The organism is Nesterenkonia muleiensis, from assembly GCF_003600155.1.
GTDB classification, from domain to species: Bacteria; Actinomycetota; Actinomycetes; order Actinomycetales; family Micrococcaceae; genus Nesterenkonia; species Nesterenkonia muleiensis.
The window spans coordinates 40,540-62,546 of the sequence record NZ_QWLD01000032.1 but is presented as its reverse complement, the minus strand read 5'-3'; the positions used below and the strand labels follow the sequence as shown (position 1 = coordinate 62,546).

General features: G+C 66.1%; 15 protein-coding genes and 1 tRNA gene. All 16 read left to right on the top strand.

Translation table 11 applies throughout. The features are described from left to right. The first annotated feature begins 2 nt into the window (after positions 1–2). The 16 genes from hisI (at position 3) to DVO78_RS08680 (ending at position 21,850) form a co-directional block, all read left to right on the top strand. Positions 3–338, top strand: a complete 336-nt coding sequence (hisI, locus tag DVO78_RS08755) for a phosphoribosyl-AMP cyclohydrolase (RefSeq protein ID WP_120004433.1) — start codon at positions 3–5, stop codon at positions 336–338. Further along, entirely contained in the window at positions 338–1,933 is a 1,596-nt protein-coding gene (gene trpE, locus DVO78_RS08750; protein WP_120004432.1) for an anthranilate synthase component I, read from the top strand. The genes hisI and trpE overlap by 1 nt, the downstream gene beginning before the upstream one ends. Beyond that, a complete protein-coding gene (locus DVO78_RS08745; protein WP_120004431.1) occupies positions 1,933–2,511 on the top strand; it encodes a Trp biosynthesis-associated membrane protein in 579 nt (192 codons plus the stop codon). The genes trpE and DVO78_RS08745 overlap by 1 nt, the downstream gene beginning before the upstream one ends. Next, complete coding sequence (locus DVO78_RS08740; RefSeq protein ID WP_120004430.1) at positions 2,508–3,488, top strand: ketopantoate reductase family protein; 981 nt, start codon at positions 2,508–2,510, stop codon at positions 3,486–3,488. The genes DVO78_RS08745 and DVO78_RS08740 overlap by 4 nt, the downstream gene beginning before the upstream one ends. A 136-nt stretch (positions 3,489–3,624) precedes the next feature. Continuing rightward, complete coding sequence (locus DVO78_RS17755; RefSeq protein ID WP_202912138.1) at positions 3,625–4,035, top strand: HGxxPAAW family protein; 411 nt, start codon at positions 3,625–3,627, stop codon at positions 4,033–4,035. Positions 4,036–4,046: 11 nt separating this feature from the next. Further along, the gene (gene trpC, locus DVO78_RS08730; RefSeq protein WP_120004429.1) at positions 4,047–4,871 is read left to right on the top strand and encodes an indole-3-glycerol phosphate synthase TrpC; all 825 of its coding nucleotides are present in this window, start codon (positions 4,047–4,049) and stop codon (positions 4,869–4,871) included. After that, the gene (gene trpB, locus DVO78_RS08725; RefSeq protein WP_120004428.1) at positions 4,868–6,142 is read left to right on the top strand and encodes a tryptophan synthase subunit beta; all 1,275 of its coding nucleotides are present in this window, start codon (positions 4,868–4,870) and stop codon (positions 6,140–6,142) included. Before trpC ends, trpB begins: the two co-directional genes overlap by 4 nt. 52 nt (positions 6,143–6,194) lie before the next feature. Then, positions 6,195–6,971, top strand: coding sequence for a tryptophan synthase subunit alpha (gene trpA, locus DVO78_RS08720; RefSeq protein WP_238385213.1), 777 nt, complete (start codon positions 6,195–6,197; stop codon positions 6,969–6,971). A 13-nt stretch (positions 6,972–6,984) separates the two neighbouring features. After that, positions 6,985–8,055, top strand: coding sequence for a prolipoprotein diacylglyceryl transferase (lgt, locus tag DVO78_RS08715; protein WP_120004426.1), 1,071 nt, complete (start codon positions 6,985–6,987; stop codon positions 8,053–8,055). Positions 8,056–8,282: 227 nt separating this feature from the next. Further along, a complete protein-coding gene (gene gltB / locus DVO78_RS08710) occupies positions 8,283–12,980 on the top strand; it encodes a glutamate synthase large subunit (RefSeq protein ID WP_120004425.1) in 4,698 nt (1,565 codons plus the stop codon). Then, entirely contained in the window at positions 12,973–14,439 is a 1,467-nt protein-coding gene (locus DVO78_RS08705; protein ID WP_120004424.1) for a glutamate synthase subunit beta, read from the top strand. Before gltB ends, DVO78_RS08705 begins: the two co-directional genes overlap by 8 nt. Before the next feature lie 155 nt (positions 14,440–14,594). Then, the gene (gene pyk / locus DVO78_RS08700) at positions 14,595–16,106 is read left to right on the top strand and encodes a pyruvate kinase (protein ID WP_120004423.1); all 1,512 of its coding nucleotides are present in this window, start codon (positions 14,595–14,597) and stop codon (positions 16,104–16,106) included. A gap of 75 nt (positions 16,107–16,181) precedes the next feature. Next, positions 16,182–17,045, top strand: a complete 864-nt coding sequence (locus DVO78_RS08695; RefSeq protein WP_120004422.1) for a pyruvate, water dikinase regulatory protein — start codon at positions 16,182–16,184, stop codon at positions 17,043–17,045. A 25-nt stretch (positions 17,046–17,070) separates the two neighbouring features. Next, positions 17,071–19,449 (top strand): phosphoenolpyruvate synthase, encoded by a 2,379-nt coding sequence (gene ppsA / locus DVO78_RS08690; RefSeq protein ID WP_120004421.1) that lies wholly within the window; start codon positions 17,071–17,073, stop codon positions 19,447–19,449. Between the two features lie 70 nt (positions 19,450–19,519). After that, positions 19,520–19,601 (top strand) — tRNA-Leu (locus tag DVO78_RS08685). Positions 19,602–19,780: 179 nt separating this feature from the next. Next, on the top strand, positions 19,781–21,850 hold the full coding sequence (locus tag DVO78_RS08680; RefSeq protein ID WP_202912137.1) for a DEAD/DEAH box helicase: 2,070 nt from the start codon (positions 19,781–19,783) through the stop codon (positions 21,848–21,850). Positions 21,851–22,007 lie beyond the last annotated feature (157 nt).

The following is a 22,007-nucleotide window of genomic DNA, read 5'->3' as shown; positions in this document are numbered from 1 at the left end:
TAGTGCCCGATAACAGCACGGTGTCCGTTGAGGTCAGCTACAACGCTGATGGTCTCGTCCCCGCCATCGCTCAGGACGCCACCAGCGGGGCGGTGCTCATGCTGGCCTGGATGAATGCCGAGGCCCTGGCCACCACCATCGAGACCCGCCGCGGCACCTATTGGTCACGCTCCCGCGGTGAGCTCTGGGTCAAAGGCGAGACCTCCGGACATGTGCAGCACGTGCAGTCGGTCTCCCTGGACTGCGACGGTGACACCGTGCTGCTGGTCGTCGACCAGTCCGGCCCGGCCTGCCACACCGGTGCCGAGACCTGCTTCACGGAGAGGGAGATCGGCTGATGCATCCCCTGGGCACCGTCACCCCCGGCCGGGACGAGTTCCTCCGGCTGGCCGCCAGCCACCGGGTCATCCCGGTCACCTGCAAGCTGCTGGCCGACGGTCACACCCCGGTGAGCATCTACCGAGCCCTCTGCACCGATTCCGACGGCTCTGCACCGCACGGACCAGACTTCAAGCCCGGCACGTTTCTGATGGAGTCGGCGGCCCCTGGGGCAGCATGGTCGCGGCACAGCTTCATCGGCGTCAACTCGATGGCCACACTCTCGGAGAAGGACGGCGCGGCCCACTGGACTGGCACCCCGCCTGCGGGGACCCCCGGCAACGGCTCCACCGCCGAGGTGTTGCGAGACACCCTCGAGTTCCTGGGTGAACGAGCCTTCGCCGATCAGCTGCCGCATCTGGCTTCCGGGCTGGTCGGCTACATCGGCTGGGACGTGGTCCGCCACTGGGAGCGGCTCCCGCACCCGCCGGCAGATGACCTCGGACTGCCGGAGATGGCCATGAACCTGGTCTCCGACCTCGCCGTACATGACAACCGCGACGGCACGGTGACGCTGATCGCCAATGCCATCAACAAGGATGGGCAGTCCACCGGAGCGGCAGCAGCCTACGACGACGCTGTGGCCCGCCTGGCTGCCATGCGCCTCCGGCTCAGTCAGCCGGTGCGCCCGGAGCTTGCCGCCGCCGAGCCGGACTGGGCGCAGGACGTGGAGCTGGACCTGGCAGACCGGGTCCAGCACAGCTGGGACCAGAATGAGTACCTGGCCACACTCGGCAAAGCCAAACAGGCCATTGTGGACGGTGAGGTCTTCCAGATCGTGGTCTCCCGCCGCTTCGAGCTGGCCACCGAGGTCGATGCGCTGACCGTCTACCGGATGCTGCGGCTGCTCAACCCCAGCCCCTACATGTATCTGATGCACTTCCAGACTCCGGAGGGTGAGCCGTACCAGGTGGTGGGCGCCTCACCGGAGGCACTGGTGACCCTGGACGAAGAGCGGCGTGTGGTCTCACACCCCATCGCCGGAACCCGACCCCGCGGCAAGACACCGGCGGACGATCTTCAGCTGGCCGAAGACCTGCTGGCCGATGAGAAGGAACGTGCCGAGCACATCATGTTAGTGGACCTGGCCCGCAACGACCTGGCCAAGGTCTGCGTGCCCGGCTCAGTGGAGGTCACCCAGTTCATGGGGGTGGAGCGCTTCAGCCACGTGATGCACCTGACCTCCCACGTCCAGGGCGAGGTGGAGCCGTCGGCATCCTCCTACGATGTGCTGGCCGCCGCCTTCCCCGCGGGCACACTGTCCGGGGCGCCCAAGCCCCGGGCGCTCCAGCTGCTGGACGAATGGGAGCCCACCAGGCGCGGGGTCTACGGTGGAGTGGTGGGCTACTTCGACCTCTCCGGGCGAATGGATGCGGCCATCGCCATCCGCACCGCCGTGCTCACCGGGGGGAAGGCCTATGTCCAGTCCGGCGGTGGGATCGTGGCAGACTCAGACGATGAGGCCGAACGGCTGGAGACCGTCAACAAGGCCGCCGCACCGCTGCGGGCAGTACTGGCGGCAGACAGGCTGACACCGACTGACAGGCAGGGTTGATGGGACATCTCGCATACTTCTTCCAGCGTAAGAACACGATTCTGTTCATCCAGATCGCCTCGGTGCTCATTCTGGTCTCCACTGCGCTGACCTGGGTGACCGCCACCGGACTGCCGGATACTGCGGCAGCCGATGAGATCAGCCTCTCCGGGGCGGAGATGGCACCGACTATCCGGGCGATGGGCGTGGTGGGTGTGGCAGGCGGTGTGGCCGCCACCATCGCCAAAGGGTGGTTGCGCGGACTGATCGGAGCGGTGGTCTTCGGCGCCGGGGTCCTCTCCTTCGTCGCCGCAGTGCTGGCACTCTCAAACCCGGCGGCGGCAGCCGCGCCGGCTCTGGCCGACTACACCGGAACCACCGACCCGGCCGCGGAGTACGCCGTCGGCTTCGCGGTCTGGATGGCGCTGCTGGGCTCCATTCTGCTGGTGATCACCTCTTTGGCGCTGCTGCTGTTCTCCCCGGGCTGGGACGATGACACGACTTCCAAGAAATTCTCCCGGGGCAAGCCCGGTGCGCAGAACCCTGACGAGATCGACATGTGGGACGATCTCTCAGACGGTGAGGACCCCACCAAGTGACCAGGATTCAGCGGGTGGTGGTCCTTGGCGCCGGAGCCGTCGGCGCCTCAACGGCCGCAGAGCTGGCGCTGCACGGGCACGACCATCTGCTGATCGGACGCGGGAAGCAGATCAGGCATATTGCTGAGCACGGTCTGCGCTATATCCGGCCAGAAGGCGCGAAGACTGTCCGGCTCAACACCGTCGAGGGAATCGCCGGGGCACAGCTGCGTCCCGGCGACCTGATCATCACCACGGTCAAGACCCAGCACGTCGAGGAGTCCTCCCAGGAGCTGGCCTGGTTGGAACTGGAGAACAACGCCGGGCTGGCCGCCGATCTGCCCATCCTCACCATCCAGAACGGGCTGGCCGCCGAGCCCATCCTGGCCCGGCGGCACCACCGCATCTATTCCGGCTCCATCCTCATTCCCGCCTCCTACACCGTCACCGGCGAAGTGACCTGCTCCGCCGCCCCCCAACGGGCAGCCCTTGCGGTGGGGAAGTACCCCGGCGGAGTGGATGAGATCCTCGAGGAGATCGCAGAGATCCTGCGCGGCATCGGCTGGCAGGTGCAGACCGCCGAGCAGGTGATCGGCTTCAAGGCGCTGAAGCTGCTCTCCAGCGTGCGTGACCGGCTGTCACTGTTCGACATTGAGCCAGAGCGGGAACAGCTGCTGGGAGAAGCGCTGGTCACCGAGGCGGCGGCGGTTCTGAGGGCTGCGGGTATTCCCATTGCCCGCAGCGAGGACCGGAGAGTGGACTTCAGCCAGTTCCAGGTCGATGTGGCCACCGGCTACTCATCCACCCGTCACTCCACCTGGCAGTCCCTGCAGCGCGGAGGTGACTCCGAAGTCGATTGGCTCAACGGCGAGATCGTTCAGCTCGGGCGCCTCCACGGCGTAGCGACGCCTGCCAATGCTGCGCTGCAGCGCTCACTGGGCCTGGCGTGGCGCCAGGGAGCTGAGCCCGGAACCATCGCCTTCCCCGAGATCCCGTAGAACGTCACAAGGGCATCTCGGCCCCGCAGGGCACCATCGGGTGGATTGCTTACAAGCGCTGTGAAATGCGCTTGGCGGCGATGGTCGTGGCAGAATGGGACACAAGCATTTCGACAGCGTGTAGAGGAGCAGAGGAATGGCCACCAGTCAGGTGAAGGATACGAGCCAGACGGCAGTCCGGGATGTCGAGCAGGAGCCCCAGTCCGCTGATGAGTTTATTCACTATGACCACATCGGCCACGGAGCCACACCAGCGGCCTGGACGGTCTCAGGCACCATCATGGTGGCCAGCCTGATCGCTGGCGTCGGGTTCATCGGACTGCACTGGACAGATGCCTGGTGGCCGGTGATCTGGGTCGGGGCCGGTCTGCTTCCGGTGGCTTTGATCCTTGGCGTTGTGCTCAAGAGGGCCGGCTACGGGGTGGAGCTGGACTCCAACTCCGTGCTCAAGCGGGGCGAGGACCCGCGCGGACATTCCGGCCCGGCCACCCCGGACAACACCTCCGGCGGCCCGGAGAAGCGCCGGCCCGAGTCCAGCACCAGCTGAAGCCGCACTGCATGACCACAGTCCTCGACTCCATCATCGAAGGGGTCCGTGAGGATCTCTCCGAGCGCAGGTCCCAGACACCGCTTGAACAGGTCCGGAAGCTGGCGGCGGAAGCACCACCGGCACTGGACGCCCATGCTGCGCTGCAGGGCGGGCGGAGCGACTCCTTAGGGGTCCGCATCATCGCAGAGGTCAAGCGGAAGTCCCCGTCCAAGGGAGCTCTGGCCGAGATCCCGGACCCTGCCGCCTTGGCCTCGGCCTACCAGAATGGTGGGGCCAGTGTGATCTCGGTGCTCACCGAGGCCCGTAGATTCAGCGGAAGCCTGGCCGACCTCACAGCCGTCCGTGCCGCAGCGAGCATCCCGGTGCTGCGCAAGGACTTCATGGTCGATGAGTACCAGTTCTACGAGGCCCGGGCCCACGGTGCCGACCTGGTGCTGCTGATCGTCGCCGCCCTGGACGACACCCAGCTGGCCGACTACCTCGCGCTGACCCACGAGCTGGGCATGAACGCGCTGGTGGAGGCCCATACCGAGAAGGAGATCGAGCGCGCGGTGACTCTGGGGGCCAGAATCGTGGGCGTCAACGTCCGCAATCTGAAGACCTTGGACGTGGACGTCCGCCATTACTCCGCCATGGCCCGCCACCTGCCCGAGGGCGTCGTGCGGATCGCTGAATCCGGCGTGGACTCACCGGCAGTGGTGCTCGACTACGCCGGCAGGGGAGCAGACGCCGTGCTGGTGGGCGAAGCACTGGTCAAACACGGCGACCCCACCACCGCAGTGCGGGAGTTCAGAGCAGCTACCACAGGGCGGCCAAGGAGGCACACATCATGACGACCACACCACCTACCGCCTACCGTGACGCCGCAGGCCCCTACTTCGGCGACTACGGCGGACGCTGGATGCCCGAATCGCTGGTGGCCGCACTCGACGAGGTGGCCGAGACCTTCGCCAAGGCAAAGGCTGACCCCGCGTTCACCGAGGAATACTCCAGGCTCTGCCGAGACTACACCGGCAGGCCCTCCCTGCTGAGCGAAGTGCCGCGCTTCGCGGCCGAGGCGGCGAACACCCCCAGCGGTGCCCGCATCTTTCTCAAGCGGGAGGACCTGAACCATACCGGCAGCCACAAGATCAACAATGTGCTCGGCCAAGCGCTGATCGCCGGCAGGCTTGGCAAAACCCGGCTCATCGCCGAGACCGGAGCTGGACAGCACGGCGTGGCCACCGCCACCGCGGCGGCGCTGTTCGGCATGGACTGTGTGGTCTACATGGGGGCCGAGGACACCCGCCGGCAGGCGCTGAACGTGGCCCGGATGCGGCTGCTCGGCGCCGAGGTGGTGCCGGTGGAGCACGGGGCGCAGACGCTGAAGGACGCCATCAATGAGGCACTGCGCGACTGGGTCGCCTCCGTGGACACCACCCACTATGTGCTCGGCACGGTGGCCGGGCCCCACCCATTCCCAGAGATGGTGCGCTGGTTCCACCAGGTCATCGGCGAGGAGGCCCGGGAACAGATCCTCAGTGCCACCGGAAAGCTGCCGGATGCCGTGGCCGCCTGTGTGGGCGGAGGTTCCAACGCGATGGGCATCTTCCACGGCTTCCTGGACGACCCGGAGGTCGCCCTGTACGGGTTCGAGGCCGGCGGTGACGGCCTGGAGACCGGCCGCCACGCCAGCGCCATCACCCTGGGCCGCTCTGGTGTGCTGCACGGGGCACGCAGCTACCTGATGCAGGACGAGGACGGGCAGACCATCGACAGCCACTCCATCTCAGCAGGTCTGGACTACCCCTCGGTCGGGCCCGAACACGCCTATCTGAACGACGCCGGACGCGTCACCTACTCACCGGTCACCGATGCCGAATGCATGTCCGCCTTCGAATCCCTGTGCCGCACCGAGGGCATCATTCCCGCCATCGAGTCCGCCCATGCCCTGGCCGGGGCCGCACGGCTGGCAGCCGACTGGGGCGAAGGTGGTGCGGACCGGGTGATCATCGTCAACCTCTCCGGGCGCGGTGACAAGGACGTGGCGACCGCGGCCACGTGGTTCGACCTGCTGCCGGCTGATGACAATAGCCAGGCGCCTGAGACGGGAGTCGAACAGTGAGCGAACCAGGGACCCGACGCAGCCGCAGGATGCGGCGGGAAGTGAGCGCACGGTGAGCAGGACAGCAGCAGCCATCGACGCCGCCAAGGCCCAGGGACGTGCGGCGTCTGTGGGATATCTGCCTGCAGGGTATCCGGACAAAGAGACCTCCATCGCTGCGGCCATCGCCCTGGTGGACAACGGTGCCGATGTCCTGGAGCTCGGTATTCCCTACTCCGACCCGGTGATGGACGGACCGGTCATCCAGCAGGCCACCGCTGAGGTGCTGGCCAGGGGGTTCAGGATCAGTGAGGTCTTCGACATCGTCCAAGCCGTCACTGACGCCACCGGCGCAGCAGTGCTGGTGATGACCTACTACAACCTCATCGACCGGATGGGTGCTGACACCTTTGCCCGCAGGCTGGCCGAGGCAGGCGGGGCCGGGGCCATCACCCCGGACCTGATCCCCGATGAGGCCGAGGAGTGGATTGCTGCCACTGACGCCCATGGGCTTGACCGGGTGTTCCTCTCCGCGCCCACCTCAAGCCCCGAACGTGCGGCTCGGATCGCCTCATCCTCTCGTGGGTTCGTCTACGGGGTGTCGCTGATGGGCGTCACCGGTGCCCGGTCCGATGTCTCCGACGCCGCCGAACGGGTTGTCAGCGCAGCCAAAGCCGCCGGTGCCCAACGGGTCTGCGTGGGTCTGGGCGTGTCCACCCGGGCGCATGTGGAGGAGATCGGCGCCTACGCTGACGGTGTCATCGTCGGCACCGCACTGGTGGCAGCTCTGCGTGACGGGGGACCGGACGCCGTGGGCCGGCTGGCTTCTGAACTCTTCGCCAACTCCTGATACGGTGCCCACTATGACCATCCCCGCTCTGACCGCCGACGTGCTTGCCGGCTTCCCGCCACCACCGGCACGCGGCATTGACCTGCCTGGCCCGTTCTTCCTCGCGTTCTACACCCTGGCCATCATGGCCGGCATCGTGCTGGCCGTGGTGGTCGCCACCCGGCTCTGGAAGTCCCGGGGGGGCAGCAGCGACGATGTCTTCTCCGCCATGCTCTGGGCGGTGCTCATCGGCATTGTGGGTGCCCGGATCTACCACGTGATCAGCTCCCCGGACAACTACTTCGGCGAAGGCGGTGATCTCACCCGCATCCCGCAGGTCTGGCAGGGCGGCCTCTCGATCATCGGCGCAGTCATGGCCGGATCCCTGGCGGTCTGGTTCTTCTGCCGCCGCCACGGCATCAAATTCGGTGCCTTCGCCGATGCGGTGGTTCCCGGGGTCATCCTTGCCCAGGCGATCGGCCGGTGGGGCAACTGGTTCAACCAGGAGCTCTTCGGCCGCGTCACCGACCTGCCCTGGGGGCTGAGTATCGACACCGACCAGCAGCACCAGCCGCTGCCCGCCGGTGCGACCGAAAACACGCTGTTCCACCCCACCTTCCTCTACGAATCGGTGTGGAACCTTGTCGGCTTCATCGCACTGATCCTGCTGTTCCGCCGCTTCCAGTTCCGCCAGGGCCTGATCGCCTGGAGCTATGTGGCCTACTACGCGCTGGGCCGCTTCTGGATCGAATCACTGCGGATCGACGAGTTCAGCAAGTCCACCCAGTACCCGCTGTCCGGACTCGGCCTGGACTGGCGGCTGAACCAGATCATCGCCATCGTCATCTTCGTCATCGCTGCGGCAGCTCTGGTCTGGCTGTTCGTCAAGCGTCCGCAGACCGAGGAAGAGATCGCCGAGCACGCTGAGGTCTACACCCGGGCGAGCCGAGAGAAGGCCCGCGCTCGCGCGGAGTCCTCCGAGGTGAGTGGAGGGAGTGCGGGCGACAGTGCTAACGGGCCCGAGACCCCGCCCGGCAAGGCTGAGCACTCAGTTGACGAGGTGGACACGGAGGCCGCAGAGCCAGGTCCACGGAGTGAAAACTAATGACGCTGACTTGCACCTGACCAGTCACAGGCGCAAGATAGAACATCGACCACTCGCACGCAGAGTGGCCAGTGCGCCTGCAGCACCGCACCCCGAACCTTTGCAGGTGCTCAAGACAGTGCCCCACCCCCGGTGCTTGTTCTTCACGACGATGCCGTCTAACAGCCTGCACGAGCTTCACGCGTAGCGTGCTCAGTGCGCCAAGGCCAACAGGAAGGAACCCCGCCATGTCCGTTTCCGCGTCGGAAGCTGCCGGGTTGAGCGCTGAGACCACAGGTCAGAAGGTGATCTCCCCCTACCAGCGCTACGCCGCCTTCCCCGAGAAGTCCGGCCTCTATGACCCGGCCAAGGAGCATGAGAACTGCGGCATGGCGGCTATCGCCACTCTGCGCGGAGAGCCTGGCCACGACATTGTCGACTACGCCCTGCACGCCCTGCGCTGTGTGGAGCACCGAGGAGCAGTCGGCGGTGACGAGGGCACCGGAGACGGGGCAGGAATCCTCACCCAGATCCCGGACGAGCTCTTCCGGGCTGTCTGCGAGTTCGAGCTCCCGGCAGCCGGCCAGTACGCCGCCGGCACCGCCTTCCTCCCGCAGGAGCCTGATGAGCGCCAGGATGTGATCGCAAGCTTCGAGGAGATGGCCGCAGTGCAGGGGCTCAAGGTCCTCGGCTGGCGAGAGGTGCCGGTGGACCACTCCATGATCGGCAGCCTGGCCCGCGACGCCATGCCGTTCTTCACACAAGCCTTCCTGACCCTGGCCGATGAAGACTCCATCGAGTTCCAGGAGTCCGCCGATGGGACTCTGGACCAGCGGGCCTGGCGGCTGCGCAAACGCGCCCAGGTGCGGCTGGGGATCTACTTCGCCTCGCTGTCCTCACGGACCATCACCTATAAGGGCATGCTGACCACCGCGCAGCTGGAGCCCTTCTACCCGGACCTCTCCGATGAGCGGTACAAGTCCACCCTGGGCATTGTCCACTCCCGGTTCTCCACCAACACCTTCCCCTCCTGGCCGCTGGCCCAGCCCCTGCGGTACATGGCGCACAACGGGGAGATCAACACGGTGGAGGGCAACCGGAACTGGATGCGCGCCCGCCAGGCCACAATGTCCGGCCCGGTGCTCGGTGATGACCCGGAGTACCTGTTTCCCATCTGCACCCCCGGGGCCAGCGACTCCACCAGCTTCGACGAGGCCGCCGAACTGCTGATGCTCTCCGGACGTCCGCTCTCGATGGCCATGCGGATGATGATTCCCGAGGCCTGGGAGAACCATGAGTCCATGGACCCAGACCTGAAAGCCTTCTACGAGTACCACTCCACTCTGATGGAGCCATGGGACGGGCCGGCCGCCATCGCATTCACCGACGGTGATCAGCTGGGAGCCGTCCTAGACCGCAACGGCCTGCGCCCAGCCCGCTGGTGGGTGACCGAGGACGGACTGGTCGTGCTCTCCTCCGAGGTCGGAGTCGCCGATCTGGAGCCCGCCTCGGTGGTACGCAAGGGACGCGTGGCCCCGGGCATGATGTTCCTGGCCGACACCAAAGAGGGCCGGATCATCGAAGACGAGGAGGTCAAAGCCGACTTCGCCTCCACACAGCCCTGGCGGCAGTGGGTCCAGGAGAATCGTGTCACCCTGGAGGATCTGCCCGAGCGCCTCCACGTGAAGCACCCTGCCGGTTCGGTGCGGATTCGCCAGCAGACCTTCGGCTACACCCATGAGGAGCTGAAGATCCTCATCGGTCCCATGGCCACCACCGGCGCCGAGCCCTTGGGCGCCATGGGCACTGACACCCCCATCGCGGTGCTGGCCGAGAGGCCCCGGCTGCTCTTCGACTACTTCGTGCAGACCTTCGCCCAGGTGACCAACCCTCCGCTGGATGCCATCCGTGAGGAACTGGTCACCGCCCTGGGCCGCCATGTGGGGCCGGAGGGAAACCTGCTGGCCACCGGGCAGGTGAAGTCCAAGCAGATCCAGCTGGACTTTCCGGTGCTCACCAATGACCAGCTGGCCCGGATCGCCAACCATCGGAACCCAAGAGAGGACACAGGGGACTCGCAGAGTCCTCAGGATTCTGGGGGAAGCGGCCGAACGGGCGCCAAAGCGGCGTTGCGGGTCAGGGGACTCTTCCGGGTGGGCTCCACGGAGGATGAGTTCCGCCAGCGGATCAGGACCCTCTGCGAGCAGGTCTCCGCCGCCGTGAACCGCGGTGTCAGCTACATCATCGTCTCCGACCGCGACTCCAACGCCCAGTGGGCGCCCATACCGTCGCTGCTGCTGGTCTCAGCCATTCACCACCACCTGCTGAAATCGGCCAATCGGACACGGGCTTCGCTGCTGGTGGAGGCCGGCGACGTTCGCGAAGTCCACCATGTGGCCTGCCTGATAGGCTACGGAGCCTCAGCAGTGAACCCCTACCTGGCCATCGAGACCGCCGAAGACATGGTCCGCCGCGGCGACATCACCGATGTCAGCGAAGAGCAGGCGGTCGCCAACCTGATCAAGGCCCTGGGCAAAGGGCTGCTGAAGATCATGTCCAAAATGGGCATCTCCACCGTCAGCTCCTACTGCGGAGCCCAGACCTTCGAGGCAGTCGGCCTGGCCCAGAACGTGGTGGACCAGTACTTCTCCGGCACAGACTCCCTGATGGGCGGTGTCGGTGTCAATGTCATCGCCGCCGAAGCCATGACCCGGCACGCCAAGGCCTACCCGCCCGACGGCAATGATCTGGGCCGCGGCCATGAGCTGGAGGTCGGCGGTGAGTACCAGTGGCGCCGTGAAGGACCGCCGCACCTGTTCAACCCGGAGACGGTGTTCAGGCTCCAGCACGCCTCACGGACCCGCCGCTACGACATCTTCAAGCAGTACACCAAAGCGGTGGACGACCAGGCATCGGCTCTGATGACCCTGCGCGGGCTCTTCAAGCTCACTGCCCGCCGCAAGCCGGTGCCGATCAGCGAGGTGGAGCCGGTCTCCGAGATCGTCAAGAGGTTCAACACCGGTGCGATGAGCTACGGCTCCATCTCCCAGGAGGCCCACGAGACCCTGGCCATCGCCATGAACCGGCTCGGGGCACGCTCCAACACCGGTGAGGGCGGCGAGCACCCGGCACGCCTGATCGATCCCGAGCGGCGCAGCGCGATCAAGCAGATCGCCTCCGGCCGGTTCGGGGTGACCAGCCAGTTCCTCACCCACGCCGATGACCTGCAGATCAAGATGGCCCAGGGCGCCAAGCCCGGCGAAGGCGGCCAGCTGATGGGCAAGAAGGTCTACCCCTGGGTGGCCGAGACACGCCACTCCACCCCCGGAGTCTCCCTGGTCTCACCGCCCCCGCACCACGACATCTACTCCATCGAGGACCTCAAGCAGCTCATCTACGACCTCAAGCGCGCCAACACCGGAGCCCGGGTCCACGTGAAGCTGGTCTCCCTGCATGGTGTGGGCACGGTGGCTGCCGGAGTGGCCAAGGCCACCGCCGACGTCGTGCTCATCTCTGGGCACGACGGCGGCACCGGGGCCTCCCCGCTGAACTCACTCAAGCATGCCGGCACCCCCTGGGAGCTCGGCCTGGCCGAGGCGCAGCAGACGCTGATGCTCAACGGACTGCGCGAACGCATCACCGTCCAGGTGGACGGCCAGCTCAAAACCGGACGCGATGTGGTCATCGCCGCGCTGCTGGGCGCTGAGGAGTACGGCTTCGCCACCAGTGCGCTGGTGGTCTCCGGCTGCGTGATGATGCGGGTCTGCCACCTGGACACCTGCCCGGTGGGGGTAGCCACGCAGAACCCCACGCTGCGTGAGCGCTACACAGGCAAGGCCGACCATGTGGTGAACTTCTTCGAGTTCGTGGCCCAGGAGGTGCGCGAGTACCTGGCTGAGCTGGGCTTCCGCAGCCTGGACGAGGCCATCGGGCATATCGACTCCCTGGATCTCGATGAGGCCAAGCGCCACTGGAAGACCGAAGGGCTGGACTTGGGCAAGGTGCTCACCGGCTGGAACCCCGATGACCCGGAGATCGCTCGACAGCTGCGGCGGACCACCACACAGGACCACGGGCTGGAGAACCACTTCGACGTCGATCTGATCGAGCAGTGCCAGCCGGCCATCCAGCGCGGTGAGCAGGTGAAGATCACCAAGACCGTGCAGAACACCGCCCGTGCGGTGGGCACCATGCTCGGCCATGAGCTCACCAAGGCGCTGGGACTCTCCGCCCTGGAGAACAACACCATCGATATCAGCCTCACCGGCCAGGCCGGACAGTCGCTGGGGGCCTTCCTCCCGCAGGGGATCACCATCCGGCTGGCCGGCGACGCCAACGACTACGTGGGCAAGGGACTATCCGGCGGACGGCTGATCCTTGCTCCTGACCCCCAGGCTCCCTTCCACCCTGAGGACAATGTGCTGGCCGGCAATGTGATCGGCTACGGTGCCACCGCAGGCGAGATCTTCCTCTCCGGGCAGGTCGGCGAACGGTTCCTGGTGCGCAACTCCGGTGCCACCGCCGTCGTCGAGGGCGTAGGCGACCACGGCTGCGAGTACATGACCGGCGGCCAGACCCTGATCATCGGGCCGGTGGGCCGCAACTTCGGCGCCGGGATGTCCGGGGGCACGGCCTACGTGCTGGACTTCGACCGCACCAAGCTCAACACCCAGGCCGCCGCCAACGGTGAGCTGCTGCTGCTGACCACCGACGAGGAGGACAAGCAGATAGTCCTGGACCTGCTGCGCCGCCACCACGAGGAGACCGGATCGCCGCTGGCCCACCGGCTGCTCCACGACCCGCAGGACGTGCTGGAGCGGATCACCAAGATCCTCCCGCGTGACTACGACAAGGTGCTGGCCGCCCGCAGCGCCGCCCTCGAGGAGGGCCTCGACCCCGACGGCGATGCCGCATGGCAGAAGATTCTGGAGGTGACCAGTGGCTGATCCGCGTGGATTTCTCAAGCACCGCGAACGCCAGGACCGGCCCTCGCGCCCGGTGCCGGTGCGCATCATGGACTTCAAAGAGGTCTATGAGCGCCAGCAGCGGGGAGTGACGCAGACCCAGGCCGGCCGGTGCATGGACTGCGGCATCCCGTTCTGCCACACCGGCTGTCCGTTGGGCAACCTCATCCCGGAGTGGAACGACCTCATCTGGCGCGACCAGTGGGAGGAGGCGTCCCACCGGTTGCATATGACCAACAATTTTCCGGAGTTCACCGGCCGGGTCTGCCCCGCACCCTGTGAGACCTCCTGCGTGCTGGGCATCAACCAGCCGGCGGTCACCATCAAGCAGTCTGAGGCCGAGATCGCCGACGAGGCCCTGGAGAAGGGCTACGTCGAGCCGCTTCCGCCCAAGCGGCTCACCGGCAAGACCGTGGCCGTGGTCGGCTCCGGCCCAGCTGGCCTGGCCGCGGCCCAGCAGCTGACCCGCGCCGGGCACACCGTTGCCGTCTATGAGCGTGATGACCGCATCGGCGGACTGATGCGCTACGGCATCCCGGACTTCAAGATGGAGAAGAGCCTGGTCGACTTCCGCGTCACCCAGATGGAGACCGAGGGCACCCGGTTCTACCCCTCCACGGAGATCGGCGCCGATATCGCCTGGGACGCCCTGCAGGAGTCCTACGACGCCGTCATCGTCGCCACCGGTGCCATGGTCCCGCGCGATCTGCCCATCTCCGGCAGGGGGCTGGGCGGTGTCCACTTCGCCATGGAGTACCTGGTCCAGTCGAACAAGGCTGTGGCCGGCGACGAGGTGCCGGACCAGATTCACGCCAAGGACAAGCATGTGGTGATCCTCGGCGGCGGCGACACCGGTGCAGACTGCATCGGCACCGCCCACCGTCATCAGGCCAAGTCGGTGACCACCCTGGCCATCGGCAAAGAGCTGCCCACTGAGCGCGCCGAGCACGAACCCTGGCCGATGGATCCGCGGGTCTTCGAGGTCTCCAGCGCCCACCAGGAGGGCGGTGAGGTCCAGTGGCTGGCCTCTACCGTGGAGTTCCTCGGAGACGAGAACGGCCATATCCGGGCCCTGCGGGTGGCTGAGACCCAGTACAACGACGACGGCACCCGCACCCCTAAGCCCGGCAGCGAGCGGGAGATCCCCGCCGACCTGGTGCTGCTGGCCCTGGGGTTCACCGGTGCGGAGAGTCAGACGCTCACTGATCAGCTGCAGGTGGACTTCACCTCCCGGGGCACGATCGGCCGGGCAGAGGACTACCAGACCAATGTGGAGGGAGTATTCACCGTCGGCGACGCCGGCCGGGGCGCCTCCCTGGTGGTCTGGGCGATCGCCGAGGGCCGGGCAGCGGCGGCGAAGGTGGACCAGTACCTGGAGGGCAGCACCCGTCTGCCCGCTCCGGTGGCTCCCAGCGACCGTGCGATAAGCTTGAGTCAGTGAGGTGCCACGCATAGCGTGGGTACCGACTTGAGGCGTGAAGCTCGGCGTCAGCCGGGCGAGAGGCGAGCGGGGTTTCCCTGCCGCCGGAACCAGCGCTGATCTGGCCCAACGCCGTGCCGCACCCCGTACCGCTCGACAACCAGTGAAGGTCAGGCATGAGACACGCCAAAATCGTTGCCACGTTCGGCCCTGCCACAGCAGGCTATGAGAAGACCCGGGAGCTGATCGAGACCGGCGTCGACGTGGTCCGGGTCAATATGAGCCACGGCGACTACGACGTCCACGAGGCCACCTACAGCACAGTGCGGGAGGTGGCCAAAGATCTGCGCCGCGCCGTCGGGATCTTCGCCGACCTCCAGGGGCCGAAGATTCGGCTGGGCCGGTTCATCGAGGGGCCGCACTACCTGTCCGTGGGCAGCGGCTTCACCATCACCACTCGAGAGGTGGAAGGCACCCAGGAGATCTGCTCCACCACGCTGAAGACCCTCACCGAGGATGTTGAGCCCGGGGACACCCTGCTGATCGACGACGGCAAGGTCAGTCTGCGCGCTTTAGAGGTCACCGACACCGACGTCGTCACCGAGGTGGTGGTTCCCGGTGAAGTATCCAACAACAAGGGCATCAACCTTCCCGGGGTGGCAGTCTCGGTGCCGGCGCTCAGCGAGAAGGACGAAGAGGACCTGCGCTGGGCACTGCGCACCGGCTTCGACATGGTCGCCCTCTCCTTCGTCCGCGATGCTGCCGACGTTGAGGCCGTACACCGGATCATGGATGAGGAGGGCCGCCGTGTCCCGGTGATCGCCAAGATCGAGAAGCCCCAGGCTGTTGAGGCCCTGCAGGACGTCATCGATGCCTTTGACGCGGTGATGGTCGCCCGCGGAGACCTCGGAGTCGAGCTGCCGCTGGAAGAAGTGCCGCTGGTACAGAAGCGTGCTGTCGAGCTGGCCCGGCGCTGGGCCAAGCCGGTGATTGTGGCCACCCAGGTGCTGGAGTCAATGATCGACAACCCCCGGCCCACCCGCGCGGAGGCCTCCGACTGTGCCAACGCCGTGCTGGATGGTGCAGATGCGGTGATGCTCTCCGGAGAAACCTCAGTGGGCAAGTATCCTGTCCAGACGGTCAAGACGATGGCCTCCATCATTGCGGCCACTGAGGTCAAAGGCCTGGAGCGGATCCCCCAGCTGGGCACCAAGCCGAGGACTCGCGGTGGTGCCGTCACCCGAGCCGCCAATGAGATCGCCGAGCAGCTTGATGTGGCCTATCTGGCCACGTTCACACGCTCCGGCGACTCCGCGCGCAGGCTGTCCCGGCTGCGGCCCAAGCAGTCGATCTTCGCCTTCACCCACGTCGAGCACACCCACAACATCCTGTGCCTGTCCTGGGGCGTACAGCCGCGCTGGGTGGAGTTCGCCTCGCATACGGACAAGATGACCGCGCAGGTGGACAAGCTGCTGCTGGAGGAGGGCATTGCTGAGACTGGTGATCTGGTGGTCATCGCCGCAGGTTCACCTCCCGGACAGGCAGGCACCACCAACATGGTCAAGGTGCACCGAGTAGGTGACGTCTTCGATGCGAGCACCCACTCGGTGATCAGAGGGGACGGGGGGCTGCCGAAGCGTGAGCCCATACACCCCTGGCCCGCGGCCAGCGCCGCAAGCCCCGGCTGAGGCGCCGGCTCGCCCGGTCCTGCTGCGCTGATATCATGAGGGTGCAGCCGTCGGGCATCACCATCCAGGGACGACATGGGCCATCAGCAAGGCAGTGACGCCGTCACCGCGTCATCGAGCGCCCCACTACCGGTCTGCTTCATCTCTGACAGCACCGCCATCACGGCCGAGACTCTGGGGAACGCCCTGCTGGTCCACTTCCCTGACGCTGGGTTCCTGCGCCGGACCTTCTCCTTCGTCGATACGGTGGACACCGCCCGTGAGGTGGTCCGGCAGATATCGGAGCGGATGCCGCAGGCAGTGGTCTTCATGACCGTCAGGAATGTCGATGCCGCCGCGGTGCTGACCGCCGGACTGAGCAACGTCGTCGACCTCCTGAGCGAGCATCTCAATCAGCTTGAGCGCATACTCGGCATGCCCCGCACCCAGGGCGATCACGCCCACCCCCACGGAATGGGGGACACGGACCGTTACCACGCCCGCATGCGGGCGGTGGAGTTCGCCGTCGAGCACGACGACGGCCAGAGCCTGAGAATGCTGGAGCTGGCCGATCTGATCATCCTCGCCCCCTCCCGCTGCGGCAAGACCCCGACCGCGCTCTACCTTGCCCTGCAGCACGGGCTGCGGGTGGCCAATTACCCCTTGACCGAGGACGACTACCCGGGCCAGCAGCTTCCGGGCCCGGTGAGGCCCTATTCCGAACGATGCTTCGGGCTGACCAGCTCAGCGCACCGGCTGAGTCAGGTCCGTCAGCAGCGCCGCCCCGGCAGCCCCTATGCCAGCCTTGAGCAGTGCCGGCGCGAACTGCTGCAGGCCGAGACTCTCTACGGCTTGCACCAGATTCCCTTCCTGAACTCGCAGAATAAGAGCGTGGAGGAGATTGCCGCGGTGATTCTCCAGAGGATGGGCCTGAGGAAGTCCCCAGTACGGATTCACTGACATACACACCCCAACGGAGGAGCACATGGGAAGCATCTTATGGTTCAATGAGATTTCGATGTCCGATCTTGCCCAGGTTGGCGGCAAGAACGCCTCATTGGGGGAGATGGTCGCCCACCTCTCTGATGCGGGAGTGCGGGTGCCCGGCGGATTCGCCACCACTGCCCAGGCTTACCGGGAGTTCCTGGCCGTGGGCGGCCTCGGTGACCGGATCAAGGATGCTCTGGACGGGCTGGACATCGACGACGTCTCCGAGCTGGCCCGGGTCGGCTCACAGATTCGGTCCTGGATCATGGAGCAGCCTTTTCCCGCCGAGCTGGAGCACGAGATCCGCGAAGCCTATGCCACGCTCATCCGGGAGGATCCGGATCCGGATTCTGTCACCTGGGCGATCCGCTCCAGCGCCACCGCCGAAGATCTGCCCGATGCTTCTTTCGCGGGCCAGCAGGAGACCTATCTGAACATCGGCGGGGTGGAGAACGTGATCGCCGGTGTGCACGGGGTCTTCGCCTCCCTGTACAACGACCGCGCCATCGCCTATCGCGTCCATCATGGCTTCGCCCACCACGAGGTGGCTCTCTCTGCCGGTGTTCAACGCATGGTGCGCGCTGACATCGGCGCCTCCGGGGTGATGTTCACCGTGGATACCGAAACCGGATTCGACCGTGCGGTGTTCGTCACCAGCTCCTACGGGCTGGGCGAGGCCGTGGTCCAGGGGGCGGTGAACCCTGACGAATTCTATGTGTACAAGCCTGCGCTTCGCCAGGGCCGGCAGGCCATTCTGAGCCGGACTCTGGGTCAGAAGGCTGTGGCGATGCGCTATGCGGGCGGACAAGGTCTGGACACCAGCACAGTGTTCGAGAAGGTGGATCCGGCTGACCAGGGCAGGTTCTCCATCACCGATCAGGAGGTGATCGAACTCGGTCACTATGCTGTGGTGATCGAAGACCACTACGGACGTCCCATGGACATTGAGTGGGCCAGGGACGGTGTTGATGGTCAGCTCTACATCCTCCAAGCCCGCCCGGAGACGGTGGTCTCGCAGAATGCCAGCCAGGTGCTGCGCCGGTTCGTGCTGCGCGAAAGCGGCACCGAGCTGAGCGCCGGCCGGGCCATCGGCCAGCGGATCGGAACGGGTCCGGTGCGGATTCTGAAGTCGGTCACAGACATGGAGCGGCTCAAGCCCGGCGATGTTCTGGTCGCCGACATCACCGACCCGGACTGGGAGCCGATCATGAAGCGTGCTTCGGCCATCGTCACCAACCGTGGGGGCCGGACCTGTCACGCGGCCATCATCGCCAGGGAGCTGGGTGTGCCGGCAGTGGTGGGAACGGGCAATGCCACCGAGGTTCTCACTGACGGCGAGGAGGTCACCATCTCCTGCGCCGACGGTGATCAGGGCGTCATCTACGCCGGGGCGCTGGCGTTCGAGGAGGAGGAGACCCATCTGGACCGGATGCCCGAAGCGCCGGTGAAGATCATGATGAACGTGGGAACCCCTGACCAGGCGTTCTCCTTCTCGCAGCTGCCGCACCAGGGCGTTGGCCTGGCGCGGCTGGAGTTCATCATCAACCACCAGATCGGCGTGCACCCACGGGCCCTGCTGGAGCGGGACGGCCTCCCGGAGCGGATCAGGGACGCGGTGGACAGGAAGGCCGGCGCCTACCCCTCCCCGCGTGAGTTCTTCATCCGCAGAGTGGCAGAGGGGGTCGCCACCATCGCCGCGGCCTTCGCCCCGGAACAGGTGATCGTCAGACTCAGCGACTTCAAGACCAATGAATACGCCAACCTGATCGGGGGAGAGCGGTACGAGCCGCGTGAGGAGAATCCGATGCTCGGCTACCGGGGTGCCTCCCGCTATGTCTCTGAGGACTTCCGTGCGTGCTTCGATATGGAGTGCGAGGCGCTACGCATGGTCCGCGAGGAGATGGGCCTGGAGAACCTTTCCATCATGGTGCCGTTTGTGCGGACGGTGAATGAGGCGGAGGAGGTGATGGAGCTGATGGCGGCCAATGGGCTGCGTCGTGGTGAGAACGGGCTGCAGGTGATGATGATGTGCGAACTGCCCAGCAACGTGCTGCTCGCCGATGAGTTCCTGGACCATTTCGACGGCTTTTCCATCGGGTCCAATGACATGACTCAGCTGGTGCTGGGTGTGGACCGGGACTCGGATCTGGTCTCGCATGTCTTCGATGAACGCGACCCGGCGGTGCTGAAAGTCTTGGCCGAGGTGATCGGCCGCTGCCGGGCCCGCGGCAAGTACGTGGGGATCTGCGGGCAGGGACCCTCCGATCACCCTGACCTGGCCCAATGGCTGGTGGCTCAGGGCATTGAATCGGTCTCGCTGACCCCCGACACCGTGGTGCAGACCTGGCTGCAGCTGGCGGGGGAGAAGGCAGAGTGAATCTGCGCCGATTCTGCTCCCTGAGGGCTCAACCGGTAAGCTGGACGGGTTCAGGGTGCTTGCACTCTGGGCCCGAATGGCGGAATTGGTAGACGCGCTCGACTCAAAATCGAGTACCGAAAGGTGTGTGGGTTCGAGTCCCACTTCGGGTACACGTTGTTCACAGGATACACCGGTCTGACCTGTAGTGACATCTAACCTGTGGAGAATGAGTTGATACAGATTCCGAAAAAGGCGACGCGGCTGGCTAAGGTCTCGGCTCGTGGCAGCACATAGACCCCGGAGGCCATCAGACGGCAACACCACCCACCAACCCGCTCACCCCAGGCCGGTGAATACAGCGAGCCCCGCGGCAGCTGAGCTGGCCGATGATGTCTTCATCGTCAGCCGGGACCAGCAGGGTGCGGCCCAGCGCATCGAGGCTGTGGTGGCCTCGGGGGTGCCCGGCACGTGGTATGAGCGCGTCATCGTCCACCATCGCGACGACGCCTCCATCACCTGCAGTTGCCCGGGCTCACCTGAAGGTGCCGGGGCGGAATGCGTCCATGCCGAAGCCACGCTGATCGCCGCAGGCCTGGTTCTGCCGCCGCTGGGCCCGGGTCACAGGCGCGCCCAGGAGGCCCCGCAGGTGGAGATCGGCACCTCCACCGTAGACGGTGACTGGTTCGATCTGCAGGTGCGGGTCAGCATCGAGGGCGAGGAGATCGACTTCGGGGAGCTCTTCGCCGCGTTGGTCCGCGATGAGCCGATGTTCGTGCTGCCCTCGGGCACCTGGTTCGCCCTGGACGCGCCCGAGCTGGAGGCCCTGCGCGGGATCATCCAAGAGGCACGGGACCTCAACGACCACCGTGCTCCGCTGCGGATCAGCCGCTATCAGGTGGACCTCTGGGAGGAGCTGGCGGAGCTGCAGCTGGTCTCAGCCCAGCAGCACAGCTGGTGGCAGTCCGTCTCCCAGCTGACTGATCAGACGCGGCTGGAGCTGCTGGAGCAGCCTGCGGGCCTGCAGGCGGAGCTGCGTGATTATCAGAAGGCCGGCTACAGCTGGCTCAGCTTTCTCTTCGAGCATCGGCTCGGCGGGGTGTTGGCCGATGACATGGGTCTGGGCAAGACGCTGCAGACACTGGCGATGATTCAGCGGGCCCACAACGCGGACCAGGAGGCAGCGCCCTTCCTCATCGTCGCCCCGACCTCGGTGATGTCCAACTGGGTGGTGGAGGCGGCAGTCTTCACGCCCGGGCTTTCGGTGGTGATGATCAGCGCCACGGAGGCCCGCCGCGGAACCGGTCTGGCGGAGGCAGTGGCCGGCGCCGACGTCGTCGTGGTCTCCTATGGGCTCTTCCGCCTGGAGTTCGAATCCTATGACGCGCTCAGCTGGTCGGGCCTGGTGCTCGATGAGGCACAGATGATCAAAAACCACGCCTCACGCGGGTACCGGGCTGCCCGGCGGCTGCGCACCCCGTTCAAACTGGTGGTCACCGGCACACCGATGGAGAACAGCCTGCAGGAGCTGTGGTCACTGACCTCGATCGCCTGCCCTGGTCTGCTCGGCGGCCGGGAGGATTTCGGCCGTGTCTTCCGCACCCCGATCGAGAAGGAGCGCGACGCCGGTAGGCTGGCGCTGCTGCAGCGTCGGCTCAGGCCGTTCCTGCTGCGCCGGACCAAGGACCGGGTGGCTGCCGAGCTTCCGCCTAAGCAGGAGCAGGTGCTGGAGCTGGAGCTGGACAGTGAGCACCGGCGCCTCTATGACCTCAGGCTGCAGCGGGAGCGGCAGAAGATTTTGGGTCTGGTGGACAATATGCGGGTCAACCGGTTCGAGATCTTCCGCTCCCTGACGCTTCTGCGCCAGCTGGCGCTGGACCCGGAACTGGTGGATGAGGGCAGTGCGCCTTCGGCCAAGCTGAGCGCCCTGCAGGGACTGCTCCGGGAAGCGGTGGGGGAGGGGCATCAGGTGCTGGTGCTCAGCCAGTTCACCCGGTTCTTGGACAAGGCGCGTCAGGCAGCAGTCTCGGCAGGTCTCAGCAGCGCGTATTTGGACGGTGGGACTTCTGACCGGGCGGCGGTGATCGAGCAGTTCCGCTCCGGCGCGGCGTCGGTGTTCTTCGTCTCGCTGAAGGCTGGGGGCTTCGGGCTGAACCTGGTGGAGGCAGACTATGTGGTGCTTCTTGACCCCTGGTGGAATCCAGCGGCGGAGGAGCAGGCCATTGACCGGGCGCACCGGATCGGCCAGACGCGCAGCGTGATGGTCTACCGGCTGGTCTCCAAGGACACGATCGAGTCGAAGGTGATGGCCCTCAAGGAGTCCAAGCTGGAGCTGTTCAACCGGGTGCTTGACGGTTCAGGTGCCGCAGAGTCCGGCCAGCTCACCGCTGAGGACATCCGTCAGCTGATGATCGGTGACTGATGCGATGAGCCGCCAGCAGAAGGGCATTCAGCAGTGCATCCTCGCAGAGAAGCTATGTGCTGCCGCAATGGTGACGGTAGGATCAGGGCGACTGTAATCGTGCTGAGGCACCCCGGGGTGCGGCCTGCGCCGCACTGGTGATTGAAGGAGACGTGTG

What these genes read in the sequence shown, in the direction of transcription:
- trpE (WP_120004432.1), top strand. Translation starts at nt 338, where the DNA reads ATGCATCCCCTGGGCACCGTCACCCCCGGCCGGGACGAGTTCCTCCGG.
- DVO78_RS08745 (WP_120004431.1), top strand. Translation starts at nt 1,933, where the DNA reads ATGGGACATCTCGCATACTTCTTCCAGCGTAAGAACACGATTCTGTTC.
- DVO78_RS17755 (WP_202912138.1), top strand. Translation starts at nt 3,625, where the DNA reads ATGGCCACCAGTCAGGTGAAGGATACGAGCCAGACGGCAGTCCGGGAT.
- trpC (WP_120004429.1), top strand. Translation starts at nt 4,047, where the DNA reads ATGACCACAGTCCTCGACTCCATCATCGAAGGGGTCCGTGAGGATCTC.
- trpB (WP_120004428.1), top strand. Translation starts at nt 4,868, where the DNA reads ATGACGACCACACCACCTACCGCCTACCGTGACGCCGCAGGCCCCTAC.
- lgt (WP_120004426.1), top strand. Translation starts at nt 6,985, where the DNA reads ATGACCATCCCCGCTCTGACCGCCGACGTGCTTGCCGGCTTCCCGCCA.
- gltB (WP_120004425.1), top strand. Translation starts at nt 8,283, where the DNA reads ATGTCCGTTTCCGCGTCGGAAGCTGCCGGGTTGAGCGCTGAGACCACA.
- pyk (WP_120004423.1), top strand. Translation starts at nt 14,595, where the DNA reads ATGAGACACGCCAAAATCGTTGCCACGTTCGGCCCTGCCACAGCAGGC.
- DVO78_RS08695 (WP_120004422.1), top strand. Translation starts at nt 16,182, where the DNA reads ATGGGCCATCAGCAAGGCAGTGACGCCGTCACCGCGTCATCGAGCGCC.
- ppsA (WP_120004421.1), top strand. Translation starts at nt 17,071, where the DNA reads ATGGGAAGCATCTTATGGTTCAATGAGATTTCGATGTCCGATCTTGCC.